The sequence below is a fragment of the Flavobacterium sp. GL_143 genome (assembly GCF_057834355.1).
The window spans coordinates 4,118,379-4,141,018 of the sequence record NZ_CM174401.1 but is presented as its reverse complement, the minus strand read 5'-3'; the positions used below and the strand labels follow the sequence as shown (position 1 = coordinate 4,141,018).

Below are 22,640 nucleotides of genomic sequence, written 5' to 3'. Positions count from 1 at the left end.
TTGTGAAAATCATCACAATTTAATTACAATACCTACAAGGTCAAAAAAAGACCTTGCAGGATAAAACAAGAATTATTTAAACTACCATGAAGAAAAAGATTGCTATAATAACCCTTTTATGCACTGTACTTTTTGCAATAAAAAGTCACGCCCAAGTGCAAGACCGATATTTTCGTAATATTTCGGTTGATAAAGGCTTATCGCAAAGTTCAGTTTTTGCAATTCAGCAAGATCAACTCGGATTTATCTGGATTGGAACTCAAGATGGTTTAAATCGTTATGATAGTAAAGGGTTTAAAGTATACAGACCCGTAAAAGGAGCTAAAAACAGCTTACAATCCTACTACATCCGAAGCTTGTTTAAGGATCATAAAGGGCAATTATGGGTTGGAGGAAACCAAGGAATCAGCGTTTATAATTACGATACAGACAATTTTGTTAATTATAAACTTCCGCGTAGTCTTGGAGAATGGTATATATCATCAATAACAGAAGATAATGCGCATAGAATCTGGGCTACATCAATAGCAGGAGATGTATTTATGCTTACTCCCGAAGCCGAAAATTTTACAACAATAAAGTTTAATGCCTCATCACATGAAGTAAAAAAAATTGCCTATATCGGCGTTTGGCAACAACAAATTATTTTAGGAACAGATGTTGGGCTTTTTAAATTAAAACCAAAAACACACGAATTAATCAAAATTAATCTAGGAGCAAAAAAGCCTTATATTAATGATGTTTATGTAGATGGGAACAAATTATGGGTAGCAACCGAAGGATATGGAGTAATACAATATAATAGCCAAAACGGGCAAGCTACTTCCCTCCTGCACAACTCAGGAACAAACAGTATAGCCGATAATAATATAAGATGTGTTGGTAAAGATACCGAAGGAAATATTTGGCTAGGAACTTTTAAAGGGCTTACTATTTTTAATCCTAAGGCAAATTCTTTTGCAAATTACTACCACCAAATATCACAGCCTTACACCATTAGTCAGAACTCGGTGCGTTGTTTCTTTAAGGATAATCAAAACGGAATTTGGTTAGGAACGTATTATGGTGGACTCAATTACTATCATAAAAACGATATTAAGTTCAATTTACTAAGTCAGAACTCTGGTAAACCTTCTTTAAATGACGAAGTTATCGGTGTTATAAAGCAAGATCCAAAAGGTGATTTTTGGATTGGAACGAATGACAAAGGAGTAAATTATTGGAACAAAAACAATAATACAATCAGCTATTATTCAAACAGCGAGAATAACCCAAATAGTCTAAGTTCTAACAATATCAAAGCCATTGCTTTTGATGATAACGGCAATGTATTAATTGGGACTCACAACGGCGGATTAAATTTATTAAACCCAAATAGTGGTCATGTGCAGCGCTTTCGCCACGACGAAAACAATCCAAGTTCTATTGCGGGCGATTTAGTTTATAGTATTCTTAAAGATCATAAAGGACGTATTTGGGTAGGAACAAGATCAGGATTAGATCAATTTCATCCAGAAACAAAATCATTTACACATATTCATTTAGATAAAGCCGGAAAACGACCAACTTCTGATGATATTACTTTTCTTTATGAAGATAGTAAGCATAGAATCTGGATTGGAACTACTAACGGAGTTACACTGTTTTATCCTGATAATCTATTATTTGGAAACATCGGACACGGAAAAGTCAGCGAAGATATTGTCAATTGTATTACCGAAGACAAAAAGCACAGAATATGGATTGGTACTAGAGAAGGATTGAGTTTATATAATGAAACGCAGGAATCTTTTATCAGTTTTAAAACAAAAAATGACTTTGTAAAAGGAACTATTTACGGCATAATTCCAGATGAAGATAATAATTTATGGATTTCGACTAATAGCGGATTAATTAAATTTAATCCAGACAGTGGTTCTGTACAAACTTTTGACGAAAGTGACGGACTTCAAAACAAGCAATTTAATGAGTATTCATTCTATAAAGCCAAAGATGGAATGTTGCTTTTTGGAGGAATAAAAGGTATTTCTTATTTCTATCCTGCAATGGTTAAGCAGCAATTACTTCCGCTAAAACTTAGTTTCACAGGGCTGGAAGTTTTAAATAAAACAGTTGCTGTAGATGATGAAACAAATATACTCGAACAACATATCGATCAGGCCGAAGAATTAGAGATTGGACCAGAATACAAACAATTCAGTATCTTTTTTAATACATTTAATTACATATCTGCCAATCGTACCCATTATTATTACAAATTAGATGGACTCGACAAAGATTGGCAACGTACCGATGAGCTAAAAATAAGCTATAGTAATTTGCCCGCAGGAAATTACAATTTGCAAATAAAAGCAATGGGACCTAACGGAGAAATGAGCCCAATAAGAAGTTTAAAAATTATAATTCTTGCTCCATGGTATAAAACAATATGGTTTTATTTATTGCTGTTGGCAATTATTGGTACAGCGGCATATATTGCTTTCAGAATGATTACTGAGCGTATAAAAGCGCTACAACAATTAAAACTAGAACGAATAGATAAAGAAAGAGTGAGTTATATTAATCAGGTAAAAATGGATTTTTTCACCAATGTATCTCACGAACTAAGAACACCTTTAACATTGATTTTGGCACCTCTGGAAGATTTATTAAAATCACCATTTGCAGATAAAACATCCAAAAAGAAACATGAACTCATGTTTATCAATGCCAAAAGATTATATAACCTGGTTGATCAATTATTTGAGTTTAGAAAAACCGAAATGGGAACGCGCCAACTTAAAGTAGGTAAAAGCGACCTTGTGAGTTTTACCAATGAGATTTTTGAATCCTTTAAACCACTTGCCGAAAAAAATCACATTCATTACACCTATCATTCATCAGAAACGCAACTTATATTTTCTTTTGATAAAGATGCTATGGAGAAAATCTTGTTTAATCTACTTTCAAATGCATTTAAATACACCCAAAGTGGTCAAAGCATAAAAGTAGAATTATTAAAGGAAAATGAAAAAGTATTTATAAAAGTAGCAGACACAGGAGTTGGAATAAGCGAGGATGATTTGTCTAAAGTATTTGATCGTTTTTATCAGGTAAATAATAAAGAAATGAATTTGGGTTCGGGTGTTGGTTTAGCTTTTACCAAACGATTGGTCGAACTACATCATGGCGAAATCATTGCCGAAAGTACAAAGGAAAAAGGAACAGTTTTTACTGTAGCAATTCCTACTTCAGAAACTATATATATAAATGATTCGCGTGTAGAAGATTCTGTATATGAGTTATCTATGGTAACAGACGATAATCTTGTTATAGAAGATGATATACTCCTGCAGGAAAATGAAATTTTAATAGATGAAACTGCCGATGGAGATCAAATAATCAAACTACTTATTGTAGATGATAATAAAGAGATTCTGGATTACCTGCAAGATTATTTGGGCAAGATGTATGAAATTGTAGTTGCTTACAACGGACAGATGGCACTGGAACTATTAGAAATTCAACAATTTGACCTCATTATTAGCGATGTAATGATGCCAGAACTAGACGGATTGCATTTTTGTAAACGTGTAAAACAAAACATCAATACATCACACATTCCATTAATGCTTTTAACTGCAAAAACAGAAACGAGCCAACAAATAAAAGGATTAGAAATGGGAGCTGATGATTATATCACAAAGCCATTTTCGCCAAATTTGCTTGCCGCAAAAATTGCAAACTTATTACGTTCCCGTAAACGATTAAAGGAATACTATTCGGCTGGAAAAGAAATGGTCCCTGAAAATATTGCTTTTAATGCCCTTGACGAAGAATTTTTAAAACAAGCCATAAATATTGTCGAGGAACATTTAGCCGATTCGGAATTTACAGTAGATAAATTCAGTAAGGAAATCGGAATGAGCAGATCCAACCTTTATTTAAAATTAAAGGCAATTACAGGAGAATCGGCTATGGATTTTATAAAAAGAATACGATTTAAAAAAGCAGTCGAGCTAATGCAAAACAAGCGGCATACTATTGCACAAATTACTTATATGTGCGGTTTTAACTCGCCTTCATATTTCTCAACAGCATTTAAGCAATACTATGGTTGCATGCCAAGTGAATATTTAGCCAAGCTAAATGATGAAAAATAATATTACCAAAATACAGTGTAAAAAACTGAAATTTCAATAATACAAAACAAACCAAATTATTATGAATACCAATTTTGAAAGCCGTTTTGCAGTAAGTCCAAAAGAAGCAAAACAAATGGATACAGAAACATTGCGCGAAAATTTTTTAATCGAAACTATTTTTAGCGCAGAACAAGTAAAACTAACCTTATCACATTACGATAGATATATTATTGGTGGAGCAATGCCAGTAAACCAAAAAATTGTATTACCTAATCCTACCGATTTAAAAGCGGAATATTTTCTGGAAAGAAGAGAAATTGGAATCATTAATGTAGGCGGAAAAGGAATTATTACCGCTGATGGCGAAAGATTTGAAATAGATTTTAAAGAAGCTTTATATCTGGGAAAAGGTATCAAAGAAGTAGTTTTTGAATCTGTCGATGCTAATTCTCCAGCTAAATTTTATTTAAACTCTGCTCCTGCTCACCACAAATATCCATCAAAAAAAGTGACAAAAGCCGATGCTGAGATTGTAGAATTAGGAACTATGGAAACGGCAAATCATCGCATTATAAATAAATTAATTGTAAATAGTGTGGTACAAACCTGTCAGGTTCAAATGGGAATGACAGAGCTAAAATCAGGTAGTGTTTGGAATACTATGCCAGCGCACACACATGATCGCCGTATGGAAGCTTATTTCTATTTTGAAGTACCCGAAAATCAAAGTGTTTGCCATTTTATGGGACAACCACAAGAAACAAGACATATCTGGATGCAAAATGAACAAGCCGTAATCTCTCCTAATTGGTCTATCCATTCAGGATCAGGAACCTCTAATTATACCTTTATTTGGGGAATGGCAGGAGAAAATTTAGATTATGGAGATATGGATCATTGTGCTATTAACGATTTAAAATAAGTGATTATGAAATTGATTAAACTCTTTCTTTGTCTTGCTTTTGTCTCGCCGTTAGGTGTTTTCGCACAAGCAAAAGCAACAATTACCATTCAGAATAATTCGGCTCAGGAACGAAAAGAAGCTGTTGTAGCTATAAAATGGGCAACGGTTTTATCACATTATCCTCAAATAGATACAGCAAATTTTGTTGTGATTAATCAGGCCACAAAAAAGCAAGTTCCTTTTCAGTTAGAACACCGCGGACTTTCCTCAATTCAAAATCTTTTAGTACAAGTTAATGCTAAAGCAAAAGCGTCACTTACTCTGGTAATACAAAAAGGAAAACCAGAAACTTTTGCTACAAAAACTTATGCGCGTTATGTACCAGAACGCAAAGACGATTTTGCTTGGGAAAATGACAAAATAGCCTTTCGTGCCTACGGAAAAGCCATAGAAAACACAAAGGAAGATGCTTCTGGATTTGATGTTTGGGTAAAAAGAACCGATAAAATGGTCATTAACGAACGTTATAAGATTGGAAACTACCATATCGATAGTGGCAACGGAATGGATTATTACCACGTAGGCCCTACATTGGGCGCAGGAAATATGGCACCATATGTAAATGACAGTATTCGCTATTCGGGAAATTATCGCAAATGGTTAGTGCTCGACAATGGTCCTTTGCGCAGTACATTTCAATTAACTTACGACAGCTGGATTGCTGGAGGAATAGAAGTTAAAGCTACAAAAATCATTTCTATAGATGCTGGATCACAACTTAATCGTGTAGAAAACACCTATACATTTAATGGAAATAAACCTATGGAAGTTGTAGTTGGCTTAAGCAAAAGACCTGAAGTCGGAGTTATTTCATTAAATGAACAACAAGGTATTATGGGATATTGGGAACCTACATTTGGTGAAGACGGAACTACTGGAGTTGGTTCTATACTAACTACACCAGTAAAAAGTATGTGGGTAGATAAAACACAAATATTAGGAAAAACGACTGTTGTAAATAACGAACCTATCGTGTACTACACTGGAGCAGCTTGGAATAAAGCAGGAAAAATTACTGATGCGAAACAATGGTTTACTTATTTGGATAATTTTTATCAGCAACTAAAGAATCCATTAATTGTAAAAGTCGAATAAAGCTACAGTAGCACTCAAATAAAAACTTTAGATAAATATACCTAGTCAGCGCATTAAATTGTAGTTGACAGCCCTACTTATGCCTTTTTTGAAAAGAATTTAGCACATTCCTGCAAGGTTTTAAACCAAGAGTATAAGGAACTTTGATAAAAGCTCAAGTTTAAAGTTGGTCTGCGCATTTTTGTCATTTCGACGAAGGAGACTCGAGCGTTAGCGAACAGACGTAGTAAATCTCCGTAAGAAACTAACTAACAGGTTTTTCTTAAATTATCGAGCTACTCGTGGAGATTTCTCCTTCGTCGAAATGACAAGTTTGGGGATTATTTTGTGTAAAACTAAAGACCCTTAGACCTTTGGTTTTAAACCTTGTTGGTATAATTTAAGAATACAAGAATAATACCTAACAGGTTTTAAAAACCTGTTAGGATAACAATAACTCAGAATACTTATTAACTATAAAAAAGAAAAAAAATGTCAATTAACTTATTTGATTTAACAGGGAAAACAGCACTTATAACAGGAGGAGTTCACGGTCTGGGAATGGCAATGGCAAAAGGTCTTGGACATGCAGGTGCAAAAATTGTAATAAATGATCATTCATCACAAGAAGCTGTAAATAATGCAGTTGCAGAATATAAATCTGTAGGGATTGAAGCTTACGGATATATTTTTGATGTTACCGATGAAGCTGCTGTAATAGAAGCAATAAACAAGATAGAAGCCGAAGTTGGACCTATAGATATTTTAATTAATAACGCAGGAATTATCAAAAGAACTCCAATAATAGAAATGGAAGTTGCAGATTTTGAAGCAGTAATAAAAGTAGATTTAACAGGACCTTTTATCGTTTCTAAAAATGTTGCCAAAGGAATGATTATTCGCGGAGGCGGAAAAATTATAAATATGTGCTCTATGATGAGCGAACTTGGTAGAGACTCCGTAAGTGCTTATGCTTCTGCAAAAGGAGGATTAAAAATGCTAACCAAAAATATGGCTACCGAATGGGCTAAGTTTAATATACAAACTAACGGAATTGGTCCTGGATATTTTGCTACAAGCCAGACTGCACCGATTAGAGTTAACGGACATCCTTTTAATGAATTTATTATAGGCAGAACACCAGCTGGTCGTTGGGGAGATCCTGAGGATTTACAAGGAGCAGCAATATTTTTAAGTTCTAAAGCAAGTGATTTTGTAAACGGACATATTGTGTATGTAGATGGTGGAATACTTGCTACAATAGGAAAACCATCAAACGAAGCATAATTTATCATGGGTAAAGTACTTTGTTTTGGGGAAATCCTTTTACGATATAGCATGGGGGAAAACTTCCCCAAACAACAAGATATGTCTGCTTATGTAGGCGGTGCCGAAAGTAATGTAGCATTAGCATTGGCAAGATGGAATGTTCCTGTAGCCTATTGTACCGCCCTACCCGACCATTTTTTGTCGGACACCATTCTTACTTATTATAACAAAATGGGGGTTGATACAACTACAGTTATAAAATCTGGAGAAAGAATAGGTACCTATTACCTTAATCAAGGAGCAGACGTTAAGAATTCAGGCGTAATTTATGACCGTAGATATTCTTCTTTTTCAGAACTAGAACCGTCAGGCATAAACTGGGAAGAAGTTTTTGAAGGTGTTTCCTGGTTTCATTTTACAGCCATTGCACCAGCTTTAAATGCAAAAATTGCAGCACTTTGTGAAGAAGCATTACTTGTTGCCACAAAAAAGGGAATTGCTATTTCTTTGGATTTGAATTACAGAGAAAAACTTTGGAAATATGGTTCAGAACCTAACGAAGTAATGCCTAAACTGGCTAGTTACGCTCATGTAATTATGGGGAATATTTGGTCGGCAGAAAAAATGCTCGGAATAGGTATTAATCAGCAATTAATAGCATCCGAAAAAGAAATTGATTTAGTAGAGCAAGCCAATGCAAGTTCTCAAGAAATCTTGGCAAAATATCCTAATTGTAATATCGTTGCGAACACTTTCCGCTTTAATAAAGAAGATAGTGTAACCTATTTTGGAACACTGTATCAAAAAGGAAATAGTTATAAAAGCGAAACTTTGTTTGCTGCAAATACAATAGACAAAGTTGGAACTGGAGATTGTTTTATGGCTGGACTTATTTATGGGATATTACATAGAAAAGAGCCACAACAAATAGTAGATTTTGCTGCAAGTGCAGCCTATCAAAAATTATTTATAAAAGGTGATGCTACAACATCCCGAGTAGAAGAAATCGAACAGTTAATAAAGCAAAATGAATAAGTCAGAAAAAGTTATTCAACAAATCATTCATTCGGGTTTGTTGCCTTTATATTATCATGAAAGTAAAGATTTAAGTGTAAGTATATTAAAAGCTTTATATCAATCAGGTATTCGCATTGTAGAATATACAAATCGAGGTGAAAATGCTTCAGTAAATTTTGAAGCATTAAGGACAATAGCTTCACAAGAAATGCCCGATTTATTGTTAGGAATTGGTACTATAAAAACGGCTAAAGCGGCCAAAGAATTTATAGACTTAGGAGCTGATTTTATAGTAAGTCCTATAGTTTCTGCTGAGGTTGCCAAAATTGTTTTAGAGCATAATTTAGCTTGGATTCCGGGTTGTTTAACACCTACAGAAATTCATCAGGCACAAGTTTATGGAGCTAGATTAGTAAAAATATTTCCAGGGAATTTAGTTGGAGCATCTTACGTACAATCTATAAAAGACATTTTTCCTGATCTTCTTTTTATGCCTACTGGCGGAGTTGAGCCAGAAGAACAAAACCTAAAATCATGGTTTGATGCAGGCGTATCTGCTGTAGGTATGGGAAGCAAACTCTTAAAAACCAGTGCAATTGAAGAGAATAATTTTGATGCGCTTTCGGATTATATTACAAAAGTTACTATTCTAATTCAATCTTGTAAACATTCTTAAAATGAATATAACTTCAGAAAAAAGAGTTCGATATGGCATATTAGCCCTATTGTTTTTTGGAACAACCATTAATTATATCGACAGGCAAGTAATTGGTTTGTTAAAGCCCACATTAGAGAAAGAATTCCATTGGACAGAAACTGATTATAGCAATATTGTTATGGCTTTTTCAGCAGCATATGCCATTGGTCTTATAGGTTTTGGAAGATGGATTGATAAAATCGGAACTAAACTAGGATATGCTGTATCGGTTTTCTTTTGGAGTGTTGCTGCCGTAGCACACGCATTTGCCAAAAGTACGTTTGGTTTTGGATTAGCAAGAGTTGGTTTAGGCGTTGCCGAAGCAGGTAATTTTCCTGCTGCAATAAAATCTGTAGCCGAGTGGTTTCCTAAAAAAGAACGTGCCCTTGCAACAGGTATTTTTAACTCAGGTGCCAATGTTGGTGCTGTGGTTGCTCCTATTATGGTTCCTGCAATTTTAGGTGCTTATGGTTGGCAAGAAGCATTTGTTATAACTGGAGCTATTGGCTTTATTTGGCTGATTTTTTGGTGGAAATACTATGAAACTCCTGCTAGACATAAAAAAATATCCAAAGAAGAATTTGACTATATCCACAGTGACAATGAGGTAGTTTCAGAAACCGAAGTGCCTGTAAAATGGACTGCTTTATTTAAAGTAAAACAAACGTGGGCTTTCATCTTTGGGAAACTATTGACAGATCCTGTTTGGTGGTTCTTTTTGTTTTGGTTGCCTTCTTATTTTTCCGAAACATTTAATCTTGATTTAAAGAAGCCAAGTTTACCATTGGTAATTGTTTATACAGCAACAACTATTGGTAGTATCGGAGGCGGTTATTTATCTTCATATTTAATAAAAAAAGGATGGAATGTACAACGAGCACGCAAAACAACCATGTTTTTTATCGCCGTTTGTGTATTACCAATAATGTTGGCACAGTTTACCAAAAATATATGGGTAGCTGTTGGCTTAATTAGTTTGGCAGCAGCAGCTCACCAAGCTTGGAGTGCTAATATTTTTACAACAGTATCTGATTATTTTCCTAAAAAAGATATCAGCTCGGTTGTAGGTATCGGTGGTATGGCAGGTTCTGTTGGAGGTATTCTTTTCCCTCTGGCAATAGGAATCATCTTAGACCATTATAAAATCTTAGGAAATATTACCGCAGGTTATAATATCATATTTATCATGTGTGGTTCTGCCTATTTATTGGCTTGGATAGTGATGCATTTTTTAACCAGTACTAAAAAATAACTATTTATAAAGAAACCCAATCCCGAAGCGTCGGATAATGTCATTAAGTTAAGCTCTTTTTATCTAATTATGGTTAATTGTTTTCGCGCAAAGACGCAAAAGCGCAAAGGTTTTAGGCATAAACTTAGCGGCTTGGCGACTTTGCGTGAGATTTATTCGGTACAGCATTGTAGCTGTTTTTCTTAACTAAATGACATTGCGCTTCGGGATGGGGACTATATATTGAAATGAATTACGCCCAATGGGTAAAATAAATTTAAAAATGATAAAAAGCATAATAGATAAATCAACTGGTTTCGAAAAACGATTCGAAAATATTGACACGGTAGTTTTTGAGAATTCCACCGATGCATCCAAAGCAGTTGCGCAGCAAATAGCGGCACTTATCAAGTCAAAACAAGAGAAAAACGAATCATGTGTATTAGGATTAGCCACAGGATCATCCCCAAAAGGATTATATGCTGAGCTAGTACGTTTACACAAAGAAGAAGGATTAAGTTTTAAAAACGTAATCACTTTTAACCTGGACGAATACTATCCAATGGAACCAGATTCAGTAAATAGCTACGTACGATTCATGAAAGAATTGTTGATGGATCAAGTAGATATTTTACCTGAAAATTATCATATTCCAGACGGACTTTTGACAAAAGAAGAAATAGCAGATTATTGCGCAGATTACGAAGCTAAAATAGAAGCTTTGGGCGGAATCGATCTACAAGTTCTTGGGATTGGAGCAAATGGACATATCGGATTCAACGAATCAGGTTCCTTACAAAATTCAAAAACAAGATTAGTAGCATTAGACCATATCACCAGAGTTGCTGCAAGTAAAGACTTTTTTGGATTAAACAATACACCAAGAACAGCCATTACACTTGGAGTAAAAAAGATAATGGAAGCCAAACAAGTTATTCTACTGGCTTGGGGAGAAGGAAAAGCAGACGTTGTAAAAAAATCTGTAGAAGGAGAAGTTACTAATAGAATTCCTGCGTCATTTTTGCAAGAGCATAACAATGTAGTTTTTGTTCTGGATAAAGAAGCATCATCAAAACTAACAAGAATCAACAGACCATGGTTAGTAGAGAAAATTGTCTGGACAGACAAATTAACCCGTAAAGCTGTTTTAGGATTAGCACTAGATTTAAAGAAACCAATCCTAATGCTTACCGATGCCGATTATATCGAAAACGGAATGAGCGATTTATTGGCAGATTCAGGACCAGCGTACGATATCAATATTAAGATATTTAATAAACTGCAAAATACCATTACAGGATGGCCAGGAGGTAAACCAAATGCAGATGATACCAAACGACCAGAAAGAGCAGAACCAGCAAGAAAAAGAGTATTGATATTCAGCCCGCATCCAGATGATGATATCATTAGTATGGGAGGAACATTTATGCGTTTGCAAGAGCAAGGACATGAAGTACACGTAGCGTACCAAACTTCAGGAAACATTGCAGTTGCAGATGATGAAGCGTTGCGTTTTGCAAGATTCGTTACCGATTACAACGAGAAATTCGGAATCAAAAGTGCTGAAGCAGAAAATATCTATCAAAAAGCAGTAACCTTCTTAACTAATAAAAAGAATAGTGAGATAGATATTCCAGAAGTTCGTTACATAAAAGGATTAATCAGAAAAGGAGAAGCACGCTCAACAAGTCATTTTGTAGGTTTGCCAGACGAACAAATTCATTTTATGGAACTTCCATTTTATGAAACAGGAACAATCGAGAAAAAACCAATTGGTAAAGAAGACATTCAGTTAACGATGGATTTAATCGAAAAAATCAAACCACATCAAATCTATGCTGCAGGAGATTTAGCCGATCCACACGGAACACATAAAGTATGTCTGGATGCTATTTTTGAAGCAGTAAAACGATTAAAACCAAAATCATTTATGGATGATTGTTGGTTATGGTTATACCGTGGCGCTTGGCAAGAATGGGGAATTGACGAAGTAGAAATGGCAGTACCAATGAGTCCTGATCAGGTATTAGCAAAAAGACATGGAATCTTTAAACACCAATCTCAAAAAGATGGAGTTGTGTTCCAAGGATCAGATGCCCGTGAATTCTGGCAAAGAGCCGAAGACAGAAATGCTGAAACAGCCGAATTATACAACCAATTAGGTCTATCACGTTACGCTGCAATGGAAGCTTTCGTGAGATGGCATTATTAAAAGGTTCTAAGGTTTTTCGAAAAGGTTCAAAGGTTCAAAGGTTCAAAGGTTTAAAGGATAAAAAAATCTAATTATTTTTTTAAAGTAATTCAATAAAAAAGAGCGCTTTAGCGCTCTTTTTTATCAATTATCAATTATTAATGTTTTGCTTTAGATCCAAACGGGCAACGCTTTATAAGATAATTGATTGTAGCGTGGTAAGCATCGAATCCGGTTCCAAAAGAATTTCTAGATTCCGAGTATAAGTTCGATCCTTTATCGTTATAAATATTCAGATTAATTTTAGTTTCATAATTAATCATTGTTGTAGCATTATTAGAGTTATATGCTGAACCCGATGATTTAGTAGTTTCTTTTCGTCCCTCTTTATTTTGGGTTTCTTTATCATTATAACTAGAAACACCACTTCCGTAAGACGAAGTTCCTTTATTAGTTACAGTGGCAATTCCGTATAAAACATTTTCAACCCCTAGTAATACGGCCATTTCCTGTGGAGTTATCGATTTTAAATTAGCATGTGTAATTTTATTCTTAGCCAATATACTATTTGTTGTAATAGGATCTTGCAAGTCTAAACCATAAGTATTGTCTTTAACAGACAAATATCCTTCTGCTTGCAACTGCTCAGCCATCGAATTAACATTAAGCGAAGGATCATTAGATATGAACTCAAAAGGCAATATAGCTATTCTCCCTCTGCGATCTGTAGATGTAGAAACTGGTGAAATTGTTTCGGAACCAGCCGTTTTATTAACTACTTCCGTTCTTCCGCTGGCAAATACGATTACATTTATATCTGCCTTTTTAAATTCATATTCTAGGGATTCTCCCTTAAATATAAACTTAATGGCATTATCTTTAACCGATACAACTTTGCCTTCTCTTTTTTCTCCATTTACCATAATAACAGTATCAACTTTATCCTGAGCAGACATGGTAATTACACTGCAAAAAAGGATTATAAAAAAAGTGATTTTTTTTAAAATAAGAATTTTCATTTTTTCAAAGATTAAATTTTTAAGAATTAAAACCAATCTAAATGCATTAAGCAAAATCTTTAATCAAGACAATAGTCGCGTATACAATTGTTAAAAAAAATGTTATTTGTAGATAAATTGATACTATAAAAATAATTATTTTTTTATTAAAATCCAATATAAACCCATATTAATCATAGGTAAGCACTAGTTTTATCAATCGATTGCGCAAGTTAAATTTTTCTTAAATTAAGGTTTTACCCCATAAAAGGATAATCTGTGTAACCTCTTCCTGTACCACCACCAAATAAAGTATGATTATCTGATATTTCATTTAGTGATGTATGTAATTTGACTCTTTTTGGATAATCGGGATTCGTAAGAAATTTTCTTCCAAAGCCAATTAAATCAACCAAATTGTTTTCTATTAATTTTTCACCTTCTTGAGGGGTTTTATTACCGGTGGCAATAATTGTATTTTTAAATTTAGCTCTAAGTTCTTTCCTGAAATCATTTGAAATTTGTGGAGCATCATCCCAATCCGCTTCACAAAGATGAATGTACGCAATATCTAATTTATTCAATTCCTCTGAAGCTAACATAATAGTTTCCAGAATCTCAGGATCATTCATATCTTTAAAGCTTATAAAAGGAGAAAGCCTTACTCCTGTTTTTTCTTTTCCAATAACTGATGCTACTGCTTTAGAAATTTCAATTAATAATCGAATTCTATTTTCTTTTGAACCACCATATTTGTCGGTTCTTTTATTACTATTACTTCTTAAAAACTGATCGATTAAATAGCCGTTTGCTCCATGAATCTCTACACCATCAAAACCTGCTTCTATAGCATTTTTAGCACCCTGAACAAATTCTTGGATTACGTTATCGATATCAATCTTAGTCATTTCTCTAGGTTTTTCTACAGGAATAAAAGTAGCATCCCCATTTGGAGCACCATCAAAAATATAAACGTTGGTATTTTGTGCCAGTAAAGCCGAAGGAGCAATAGGTTGCAATCCATTTACTTTAGAACTGCTTACCCTGCCTACATGCCATAATTGAAGAAATATTTTGCCTCCTTTTTTGTGTACAGCATCTGTTGTTAGTTTCCATCCTTCTATTTGTTCCTGACTATATATCCCTGGAGTTTTTGCATATCCCATACCTTGCATAGAAATTTGCGTTGCTTCGGTAATTATAATACCTGCCATACTCCTTTGAGCATAATATTCTGCCATTAATGCATTAGGTACATCTCCGGGTTGTGTAGCTCTAGAACGTGTCATAGGAGCCATTAAAAAGCGATTTTGTAATTCGATTCCTTTTAAGTTATATTTCTGAAATAATTCTTGATAATTCATTATTATGTCAATTTAGAATTGTAATTTATTTTTTGAATTCTACTGTTGAAAAAATCAATGTTGTTTCTCCAGTATTTTTTAAATTATGAATGAAAAAATTCTCTTCATTAAGCTTATCAAAATAAACTGTATCTCCTTTTTCATAAATTATTTCCTTTACAGAACCATCATTATAGTAAGAAATAGATTTGCCAGATGAGAGTGCTGTCCAGAAATAGCGTAAACAATGTTTATGAAACGGAAGTTCTTTTCCTGCAGGTAAATGAATAGTCCAAACTTTAAATTCTTTATTTTCAAAAACTAATTTTTCACCTACTGTCCTATTGTTTTCAGCATTATTAAGTTCATCGCGTAATTTATTAGTCCACAGTTCCCAGGTTCCTGCAGGATTTATTATTGTAGCTTGCATGTTTATCTTTTAATTTAAATTTCAATAGCAATCTTTCCTATTGTTTTTCCAGATTCCAATAGTTGATGCGCCTTTTTTAAATTATCAGCCGTAAGACCAGTTAATGTTTCATTCAAAGTAGTTTTGAGTATTCCATTATCTAATAAATCAGCTATTTTATTGAGAATATTATGTTGTTCTTGTATATCATTTGTTTGAAACATAGAACGGGTGTACATTAATTCCCATGAAAACGAAACGCTTTTGTTCTTTAATTTATTCAAGGCAACAGGGTCACTGCTTCCGGTAATAGAAGCAATATGTCCTTGAGGTTTAATAAGCTCCACCATAATATCCCAATAAGAATTTGTATCAACAAAATCGAGAATGAAATCAACATTTTCGAATCCTAATTCCCTAACAGCAGAAATCAAGTTTTTATGATTAACCACATAATCGGCTCCTTGCTCTTTGCACCAAGCAATAGTTTCCAGACGAGATGCTGTGGCGATAACAGTTAAACCTGCTATTTTTTTAGCCAATTGTATAGCAATAGAACCAACTCCTCCTGCCCCTCCAATTATTAAAACCGTTTTACCTTTATCCTTTTCAGGATTAATACGAATGCGGTCAAAAAGTATTTCCCAAGCTGTTAAACCTGTTAAAGGTATAACGGCAGCTTCTGCATTCGTAAGAGATTTTGGTTTTCTGCCTACAATGCGCTCATCTATAATTTGATATTCTGCATTGCTACCTTGTTTCGTAATATCTCCTGCATAATATACTTCGTCGCCAACTTTAAATAAGTTTACATTTTCACCAACAGCTTCTACTATACCTACAGCATCCCAGCCGATAATTTTTGGAGTTTCTAAAACTGTATTTACAGCACTATTCTGGCGAATTTTAAAATCGACTGGATTTACAGATACCGCATTGATTTTTACCAATAAATCATTTGCACCTGGTATAGGTTTAGCAGTTTCAAATTCTAAAAAACTATTTTGTTCAGTTATTGGTAATGATGTTTTAAATCCTATTGCTTTCATAATTTTAATTGTTTTATTTATTATTCATTTCTAAAAACGGCTTCAAGCAAGACTCCTGTCGGAGTATGCAAAAAGATTCTTTTTTCATTAATATCCTTTAATTCCATTGTACTATAATCCATAGCTAGTGAATCTAATTTTGACTTAAATTTTTCATATTCATTCATAAAAAATGCTGTATGATCTATTGCTTCGGCAGCATAATTACTACTTTGTTGAAATCTTAAATTAGATTGAATGACATGAACTATCGGGTTATTTCCTTCGTATAACCAATAACCAGGAATAGATTTTTCGATCACATCGGGGCGTTTCCCTTCTTTTAAATCAAATACAGAAATAAAGAACTTTTTTGTGTTGTCTATATCCCTTGTTCGAATGGTAGTATGATCAATGTGCATGGAAATTATAATTAGTTATTAAACTTTTCTTCGGCATTATCGATAGGCGTTTTAGGATCATTTTGAACCATCTTAGCAATATCATCCTTTCTCATATACACAACTCCTTTTTTAGTTTTTGTATATTGAATAAAGGTATCCATTGCTTTTACCATTGCTGGAGTTCCGCCTATTCTGTCATGAAAACTAATAGACATCATTCTTCTTTTGGTAGCTCCTTCTTCATAAAGTTGGTCAAATTCCATTTTTAATTGAGCCAAAAATTGATCTGGACTCCAATGTTTGCCTTCTACATTTACAATATCATTATTACGAAGTGTATATGGCATTACGACAAAGTTTTTACCATTTACTTTAGTGATAAAAGGTTCATCACGACTTAAATCATCGATATGATATAAAAAACCAAGTTCTTGCAATACTTTTAGAGTGTTTGGACTTCTGCGTAACCAGTTTGCATTATATCCAACTCCCCTTTTACCAGTAATAGATTCTACAGTATCAATCCCTTTTTTTACAAATGCTAATTCATCAGCATAACTCATATTCCATTGATTACTCCATGACATTCCATGAGCTGCGATTTCATGACCACCATTTGCAATAGCTTTTGCAATTTCGGGATATTTTACAGCAGCTTCACCTACTACATGCGAAGTAACTTTAATATCGTATTTCTTCCATAAATCCAGCATTCTGTAAATCCCTTCATTTGCTCCATAACGAAACCAACTTTCGGCAGGTAAATCTGGTTGTCCTTTGGCTAATGGACTTCCAGAAAAAGGACTTTCTGCTCCTTCTGGTTGACCTCCTGTTTCAAATTGCATGGATACTGAAATTACTAATTGAGCTCCATTTGGCCAATTTTTAGTAGTGTTTTCTTTTTTTGTCTGTGCATTAAATGATAAAAATAACATCATGAAAATTGAAGTTATTATTGTTTTGAAAAAAGTTGAATTCATTTTTTATAAGTTTAAAATTTTTAACAAAGTTAATATGGTTTTACAGCTGTTTTGTTGTAAAATATCATTGAATGTTTGTAAATTTCGATCAACCAGTTAGATTTGTTTTTATAATCTTTACAGAATATAATTTCATATTAAATTTGAATATTAATAACAAGTAAATAAAATAATAAGTACTTATTATTAAATAACATACGTTGATTTAATAATCTATATAAAAAGAAAAGCACACAATAAAATTATAAAAAATTATTGTGTGCTTTCTTTTATCTAAACTAGTATAAGTATGTTTATATTAATTGGGATTTTTGTTACCCAAATAAAGTAGTTCCGCTACTTATTCTCTCTAATAATCCCATGCAAAGTGAGCAGGTAAATAGCGTAATTGCAATTGCCATTAATCCAAAAATCATTAACAATTTTCGAATAGATACTCTTGCTAAATTTTGTTCGTTATCTTTTGAAATGTATTCATAGATATTTTTGAAATTTTTATAGATGATAATTCCCGTAAAACCTATCGCAAAAAATATCACTGCTGCTATAACAGTCAATACATAAAAACGAAGTTGATTACTATGAATAAAAACATCACTAAGCGTAATTAAACTTAGTATAAAAAAAGCTACTACAGCCGTATAAACAGAAATCTTGAAGAATGTAAACATAGTTGCTTTTAAGTATTTAATTAGTCTATTTTTTAAAACGATAAATATAATAAGGTGGTTTGCCCTCATCACCAGCTCCTGTAAATGCAGGCGAACTATCAAGTTGGTTTACTGAAATATACATCCAGCCATCTGGACCTTGGTAAACATTATCAGGCCATAATATTTTTTCATTATCTTGTATAATATTGGTTAATTTACCTTTAGCATCTAGTTTGGTAATTGCATGTTCTTGCAAGTTAGTAAAATAATGATTGCCATCTGCATCCGTAATTGCTCCATCACTAAAAGGTTTGCTTCCAACTCTTTCTATCGAATTACCAATTACGGCATCACTTTTACCATCTCTTAACAGTTTTGCAGACACTTTATACCAAGAAGAACCATTCATAGCTCCAAAAAATATAGTTTCTCGATCATTCGAAAGCGTAATTGGATCAATTGCCACACGAGCAGGTTTACCGCCAAAATGTGTTACTTTACCTTTAATAATCATGTCTTTATCTTCTGCTTGCAATGAAGTATGTCCACTAAATCTACGAACATTTTTAGTTTTTAAATTCAGTACAATAATTCCCGGATTGGCAATATCGGCTAAATAAGCAAAACCATTCTTTTCATCTATTGCTACATCTTGAGTAAAAGTTCCTTTGGGAGCTACAGATGAAGGTAATTCGATTTTTTGAGTTACTTTATTTTTGCTAATATCAAAAGCCCAAAGCCTTGTTTTACCAAGTTCAAGTCCCATATCGATAACCCATAATTGATTGTTTTTATCAAAAATAAGTCCTAGCATTGCATCAAATGTAGCATTAGTAGCTTTTTTACCATTCTTCTGAAAATTTTCAGATGGATAAGGAATTGCTTTACCATTTACAATTTCTACCAATTGTATTTTTTGACTTCCTAGCGGGTGTATAGTTGCAAAAACACGACCTTCTGCCGATACAGCTACATCCCCCGGACGTATATCCATTGCTGCTACAACTTCTAGATTGTTATTAGTTTTATTAGCGTTCCCAAAATAACTTGCAGTACCTTCTATCCAGTCTTTACGAGGAGGAGCAAAAAAGTCAACATCGAGTGTTCCATCTTCAAGACATTCAAATTGATGTGGTATATTCCCTGGAATTATAAGTACTTCTCCAGCCTTAACGATATAATCTTTGCCTTGCATAGTTACTTTTACGCTCCCTTTTGTAATGTAAGATGTTTGTTCATTAGGATGCTGGTGCAAAGGTACTTTTGCTCCTTTATCCATCTTAAATAAAGCTAACATTCCTTGCTCTCCATATACATATTTTCGTTGTAATTTATCTCCCAACTGTTCCCAACCCAAATCATCAAACTTAATATGTTGTATCTCTTTTGTATTTTGTGCTGTCATACTATTCGTAATCAAAGTCATTACAGCGATTGCCAATATTGTTAATTTTAATTTTATCATTTTTATTGTATTTAATTATTTGAAATAGATTTTCCCCTCAATTATTAATAAGAGCTTTTGGCGTTACTTTGCTGCGGCCAGGGTTTATCAAAAGTTTTATTTTGCTTTGGCAAAAGAATCTCATAACCTGATTTTTCGTCTATACTAATTTTTATTTTTACAGAAGATAATTCTCCAGAAACTAAATGTCCCCCATATGTTTTATCATCCGATATAAAGTGAAAATGAAACGGTGATAAATCTATAGCTGCAAAAGATGGTGGATTATAAAAGCCAACCAGAGTTCCCGAAATATTTCCTTTTTTGTATAAAGGCCTTGTTTTCATTAACTCAGCTAAACCTGTAGTATCCCAATCTTCGAGTTTATTTGCGCCACCCACTACAATAGATTCAAAAACACATTCTATTCGTAATGCATACGGCTTATTTGCAGATGGGAGTTTGCTTATGATTTCTTTTTGGAGCATTTCAATATTTTTAATACCACTCACCTCAAATTCTTTGTCAGCTCTAAAAAAAGCAACAGATGCAAATGGAACTTCTCGTTCAACTTCTGCTTTTGTAACACGTCCATCCGAAGCTATACGATAAAAAACACCATCCAAAGCAATCATTTCACCATCGAGATGATTATATGTACCTAATCCAAAACTTCCTTTAGCAGCAAGTGATTTTATACTAAGATCACCTATGTAAACACCGTTTCGCATGGCGTCCATTACAGAATAATGGAAAATTGGCTTCTCTTCCTGAACTTGCCCATTTACTGTTAAGAAACTAGCAGTAGTAATTAAAGAAGCTATTGTTGTTAATTTTTTTCTCATTGTTTAATTTATTATTCTGTTTACACAGAAAGGATTATAAAAGCAAAGATATTTTTTAACAACTAAGATATATTGTAGATTTTCATTGTATTTTTGTATAAATTAATCATAAGTATATGAAACGTTTTAGTAGCTATCATTCCTTAAATGTATTTAGATTACAGCTCGACGAATGGGAATTTCCAATGCACAAACACAATTTTTATGAATTCATTTTTATAGAGAAAGGAAGTGGTAATCACATTCTAAACGAAACCATGTTCAATTATAAAGAGGGAGATGCCTTTTTATTAAGACCAGAAGATTCCCATTCTTTTGAGATAGAGGAAAATACAAGCTTCATTTTTGTAAAATTTACAGAGCAACTTTTTATAGAAAAACTTGAAGGAGGCAAAACTGCCAAATGGATGGAAATAATTAAAGTTCTTTTACAAAATCCATCTGCTGTAGATGGAACTTTGATAACAGATGAAGAAGATAAAGAACATATTTGCAACTTATTGAAAATACTATTAATTGAATTTTCAAAAAAATGTGCCTACAGTCGTGAAGTTGTATTAGAGCTTTTTGGCGCAGTAATGATGATGGTTGCAAGAAGCCATTCTACTTCTAAACACGGGGATCAATGCCCTAGTAATACAGAACTTGATAAGTTAAATCAAATATTAGGTTATACCCGTCTACATGCGTTAGATGCTGAAAAAATGCGCATTGAAAATATAGCAGAGTTATTTGCCATGTCCCCCAACTATATTAGTATTTATGTAAAAAAGCACAGTGGAGTTTCGATTCAGCAACATATTATTCAGACAAAATTAAAAGCTGCTGATCAATTACTTAAAAATGGTCGCCATAATGTAAATGAAATAGCTGCCAAATTGGGATTTACAGATGCAAGTCATTTTAATAAAATATATAAAAAGTATAAAAAAGTAAGTCCTACCGGATTCATGAAACCATGATAGATTTTTACAATCTTAAAAAGTCTAAAAAGTGTTATTTTGTCCTAAATCAGGAGAATTATGTTTTTGACTTATTTAATAAAATAACTAAATAAACTTACCTTTGCGGCACTGCTTTATATTCTAAATGAGAGTCTTACAAGTAATTAAAACCTTTTTTTATCTCAAAATACAATTGCTCAAATAGTGAATATTTTAAAGTTCTATTCAAAAAACACACCTATTCCATATGTTTTCATTATTTAAATCCCGCTATTATTTAAAAGATTTAATACCTAATCATTATATTGATATTCATAACCATCTCTTACCTGGAATTGACGATGGGGCTAAAACAATCGAAGAAACTAAAATGCTTATTTCAGGCATGAAAAAAATCAATATTGCAGGTGCGATAGCTACACCGCACACTTTTGCTAAATATTGGAATAATACTCCCACTAGTATAAAAACCGCATATAATGTTGCCATAGAATCTGAAGAAGAAAAATCTTTTTTAAAAGGATATGCTAGTGAATATATGTTAGATAATACTTTGATCGAACGATTGAGTAAAGAAAATCTTTTATGCTTACAGGATTCATACATTTTAGTAGAACTATCACTTGTAAGCTGTCCATTAGACTTGTATGAAATGCTATTTGAATTAAAATGCAAAGATTATAAAATTATAATAGCGCATCCTGAACGTTACTTTTATTTTCATAAGCATATTGATAAATTTGAAAAATTAAAAGCATTTGGTGTTTATTTCCAACTTAATTTATTGTCATTAACTGGATACTACGGCAGGGAAGTTCAGAGAACTGCTGAACGTTTAATCGAGAAAGATTTATATGATTTTACAGGTACAGATATCCATAATGAAGAGCAAATGAACCAATTTTCAACTGAATCAATTTACTTCAATAAGAACAAAATTGGTGATTTGATGCAGAAGAATAGTATCTTTTACAGGGATTAATTTCACTTTATCATGTTCCAACATATTATAGCTTAAAATAAAA

19 protein-coding genes are annotated in these 22,640 nt (G+C 33.2%); 10 read left to right on the top strand and 9 right to left on the bottom strand.

Translation table 11 applies throughout. From position 1 onward, the window contains the following. The first annotated feature begins 86 nt into the window (after positions 1-86). The 8 genes from AC3IPI_RS17585 (at position 87) to nagB (ending at position 12,588) form a co-directional block, all read left to right on the top strand. Positions 87-4,142, top strand: a complete 4,056-nt coding sequence (locus AC3IPI_RS17585) for a hybrid sensor histidine kinase/response regulator transcription factor (protein ID WP_489154524.1) — start codon at positions 87-89, stop codon at positions 4,140-4,142. A gap of 61 nt (positions 4,143-4,203) precedes the next feature. Next, entirely contained in the window at positions 4,204-5,046 is an 843-nt protein-coding gene (gene kduI, locus AC3IPI_RS17580; protein WP_323490404.1) for a 5-dehydro-4-deoxy-D-glucuronate isomerase, read from the top strand. A 6-nt stretch (positions 5,047-5,052) separates the two neighbouring features. After that, positions 5,053-6,183, top strand: a complete 1,131-nt coding sequence (locus AC3IPI_RS17575; RefSeq protein ID WP_489154521.1) for a BT3233 family polysaccharide utilization protein — start codon at positions 5,053-5,055, stop codon at positions 6,181-6,183. A 471-nt stretch (positions 6,184-6,654) separates the two neighbouring features. After that, the gene (locus AC3IPI_RS17570) at positions 6,655-7,449 is read left to right on the top strand and encodes a gluconate 5-dehydrogenase (RefSeq protein WP_039116544.1); all 795 of its coding nucleotides are present in this window, start codon (positions 6,655-6,657) and stop codon (positions 7,447-7,449) included. A 6-nt stretch (positions 7,450-7,455) separates the two neighbouring features. After that, positions 7,456-8,466 (top strand): PfkB family carbohydrate kinase, encoded by a 1,011-nt coding sequence (locus AC3IPI_RS17565; protein WP_489154519.1) that lies wholly within the window; start codon positions 7,456-7,458, stop codon positions 8,464-8,466. After that, the gene (locus AC3IPI_RS17560; protein ID WP_489154517.1) at positions 8,459-9,124 is read left to right on the top strand and encodes a bifunctional 4-hydroxy-2-oxoglutarate aldolase/2-dehydro-3-deoxy-phosphogluconate aldolase; all 666 of its coding nucleotides are present in this window, start codon (positions 8,459-8,461) and stop codon (positions 9,122-9,124) included. The genes AC3IPI_RS17565 and AC3IPI_RS17560 overlap by 8 nt, the downstream gene beginning before the upstream one ends. A gap of 1 nt (position 9,125) precedes the next feature. Then, entirely contained in the window at positions 9,126-10,397 is a 1,272-nt protein-coding gene (locus AC3IPI_RS17555) for an MFS transporter (protein ID WP_409416535.1), read from the top strand. Between the two features lie 262 nt (positions 10,398-10,659). Beyond that, positions 10,660-12,588: a glucosamine-6-phosphate deaminase gene (gene nagB, locus AC3IPI_RS17550; protein WP_489154514.1), complete on the top strand. Its 1,929-nt coding sequence runs from the start codon at positions 10,660-10,662 to the stop codon at positions 12,586-12,588. A gap of 137 nt (positions 12,589-12,725) precedes the next feature. Here the strand turns inward: nagB and AC3IPI_RS17545 are convergent, their stop codons facing one another. The 9 genes from AC3IPI_RS17545 to AC3IPI_RS17505 form a co-directional block, all read right to left on the bottom strand. Beyond that, on the bottom strand, positions 12,726-13,586 hold the full coding sequence (locus AC3IPI_RS17545; protein ID WP_131450977.1) for a hypothetical protein: 861 nt from the start codon (positions 13,584-13,586) through the stop codon (positions 12,726-12,728). 236 nt (positions 13,587-13,822) lie between these two features. Beyond that, positions 13,823-14,929 (bottom strand): alkene reductase, encoded by a 1,107-nt coding sequence (locus tag AC3IPI_RS17540; RefSeq protein ID WP_323490397.1) that lies wholly within the window; start codon positions 14,927-14,929, stop codon positions 13,823-13,825. A gap of 25 nt (positions 14,930-14,954) precedes the next feature. Then, a complete protein-coding gene (locus tag AC3IPI_RS17535) occupies positions 14,955-15,338 on the bottom strand; it encodes a cupin domain-containing protein (protein WP_323490396.1) in 384 nt (127 codons plus the stop codon). Positions 15,339-15,352: 14 nt separating this feature from the next. Next, positions 15,353-16,366: a zinc-binding alcohol dehydrogenase family protein gene (locus tag AC3IPI_RS17530; protein WP_489154510.1), complete on the bottom strand. Its 1,014-nt coding sequence runs from the start codon at positions 16,364-16,366 to the stop codon at positions 15,353-15,355. Positions 16,367-16,386: 20 nt separating this feature from the next. Beyond that, on the bottom strand, positions 16,387-16,767 hold the full coding sequence (locus AC3IPI_RS17525) for a VOC family protein (protein WP_489154508.1): 381 nt from the start codon (positions 16,765-16,767) through the stop codon (positions 16,387-16,389). A gap of 11 nt (positions 16,768-16,778) precedes the next feature. Next, positions 16,779-17,729: a polysaccharide deacetylase family protein gene (locus AC3IPI_RS17520; protein WP_489154506.1), complete on the bottom strand. Its 951-nt coding sequence runs from the start codon at positions 17,727-17,729 to the stop codon at positions 16,779-16,781. A 314-nt stretch (positions 17,730-18,043) separates the two neighbouring features. Continuing rightward, complete coding sequence (locus tag AC3IPI_RS17515; RefSeq protein WP_489154504.1) at positions 18,044-18,400, bottom strand: hypothetical protein; 357 nt, start codon at positions 18,398-18,400, stop codon at positions 18,044-18,046. A gap of 25 nt (positions 18,401-18,425) precedes the next feature. Continuing rightward, complete coding sequence (locus AC3IPI_RS17510) at positions 18,426-19,847, bottom strand: L-dopachrome tautomerase-related protein (RefSeq protein WP_489154502.1); 1,422 nt, start codon at positions 19,845-19,847, stop codon at positions 18,426-18,428. Between the two features lie 44 nt (positions 19,848-19,891). Then, positions 19,892-20,671, bottom strand: a complete 780-nt coding sequence (locus AC3IPI_RS17505) for an acetolactate decarboxylase (protein ID WP_489154500.1) — start codon at positions 20,669-20,671, stop codon at positions 19,892-19,894. A 116-nt stretch (positions 20,672-20,787) separates the two neighbouring features. Here AC3IPI_RS17505 and AC3IPI_RS17500 point away from each other — a divergent pair, with 116 nt between their 5' ends. Continuing rightward, positions 20,788-21,633 carry an AraC family transcriptional regulator gene (locus AC3IPI_RS17500; RefSeq protein WP_489154498.1) on the top strand — a complete coding sequence of 282 codons (846 nt, stop codon included), beginning with the start codon at positions 20,788-20,790 and terminating at the stop codon, positions 21,631-21,633. 229 nt (positions 21,634-21,862) lie between these two features. Beyond that, positions 21,863-22,597, top strand: coding sequence for a tyrosine-protein phosphatase (locus AC3IPI_RS17495; protein WP_489154496.1), 735 nt, complete (start codon positions 21,863-21,865; stop codon positions 22,595-22,597). Positions 22,598-22,640 lie beyond the last annotated feature (43 nt).

Excerpts from the sequence above, each read along its gene's own strand:
- AC3IPI_RS17545 (WP_131450977.1), bottom strand. The coding sequence starts at position 13,586 with ATGAAAATTCTTATTTTAAAAAAAATCACTTTTTTTATAATCCTTTTT.
- AC3IPI_RS17575 (WP_489154521.1), top strand. The coding sequence starts at position 5,053 with ATGAAATTGATTAAACTCTTTCTTTGTCTTGCTTTTGTCTCGCCGTTA.
- kduI (WP_323490404.1), top strand. The coding sequence starts at position 4,204 with ATGAATACCAATTTTGAAAGCCGTTTTGCAGTAAGTCCAAAAGAAGCA.
- AC3IPI_RS17585 (WP_489154524.1), top strand. The coding sequence starts at position 87 with ATGAAGAAAAAGATTGCTATAATAACCCTTTTATGCACTGTACTTTTT.
- AC3IPI_RS17525 (WP_489154508.1), bottom strand. The coding sequence starts at position 16,767 with ATGCACATTGATCATACTACCATTCGAACAAGGGATATAGACAACACA.
- AC3IPI_RS17555 (WP_409416535.1), top strand. The coding sequence starts at position 9,126 with ATGAATATAACTTCAGAAAAAAGAGTTCGATATGGCATATTAGCCCTA.
- AC3IPI_RS17515 (WP_489154504.1), bottom strand. The coding sequence starts at position 18,400 with ATGTTTACATTCTTCAAGATTTCTGTTTATACGGCTGTAGTAGCTTTT.
- AC3IPI_RS17500 (WP_489154498.1), top strand. The coding sequence starts at position 20,788 with ATGAAACGTTTTAGTAGCTATCATTCCTTAAATGTATTTAGATTACAG.
- AC3IPI_RS17510 (WP_489154502.1), bottom strand. The coding sequence starts at position 19,847 with ATGATAAAATTAAAATTAACAATATTGGCAATCGCTGTAATGACTTTG.
- AC3IPI_RS17560 (WP_489154517.1), top strand. The coding sequence starts at position 8,459 with ATGAATAAGTCAGAAAAAGTTATTCAACAAATCATTCATTCGGGTTTG.
- nagB (WP_489154514.1), top strand. The coding sequence starts at position 10,660 with ATGATAAAAAGCATAATAGATAAATCAACTGGTTTCGAAAAACGATTC.
- AC3IPI_RS17540 (WP_323490397.1), bottom strand. The coding sequence starts at position 14,929 with ATGAATTATCAAGAATTATTTCAGAAATATAACTTAAAAGGAATCGAA.
- AC3IPI_RS17565 (WP_489154519.1), top strand. The coding sequence starts at position 7,456 with ATGGGTAAAGTACTTTGTTTTGGGGAAATCCTTTTACGATATAGCATG.
- AC3IPI_RS17535 (WP_323490396.1), bottom strand. The coding sequence starts at position 15,338 with ATGCAAGCTACAATAATAAATCCTGCAGGAACCTGGGAACTGTGGACT.
- AC3IPI_RS17520 (WP_489154506.1), bottom strand. The coding sequence starts at position 17,729 with ATGAATTCAACTTTTTTCAAAACAATAATAACTTCAATTTTCATGATG.
- AC3IPI_RS17495 (WP_489154496.1), top strand. The coding sequence starts at position 21,863 with ATGTTTTCATTATTTAAATCCCGCTATTATTTAAAAGATTTAATACCT.
- AC3IPI_RS17530 (WP_489154510.1), bottom strand. The coding sequence starts at position 16,366 with ATGAAAGCAATAGGATTTAAAACATCATTACCAATAACTGAACAAAAT.
- AC3IPI_RS17570 (WP_039116544.1), top strand. The coding sequence starts at position 6,655 with ATGTCAATTAACTTATTTGATTTAACAGGGAAAACAGCACTTATAACA.
- AC3IPI_RS17505 (WP_489154500.1), bottom strand. The coding sequence starts at position 20,671 with ATGAGAAAAAAATTAACAACAATAGCTTCTTTAATTACTACTGCTAGT.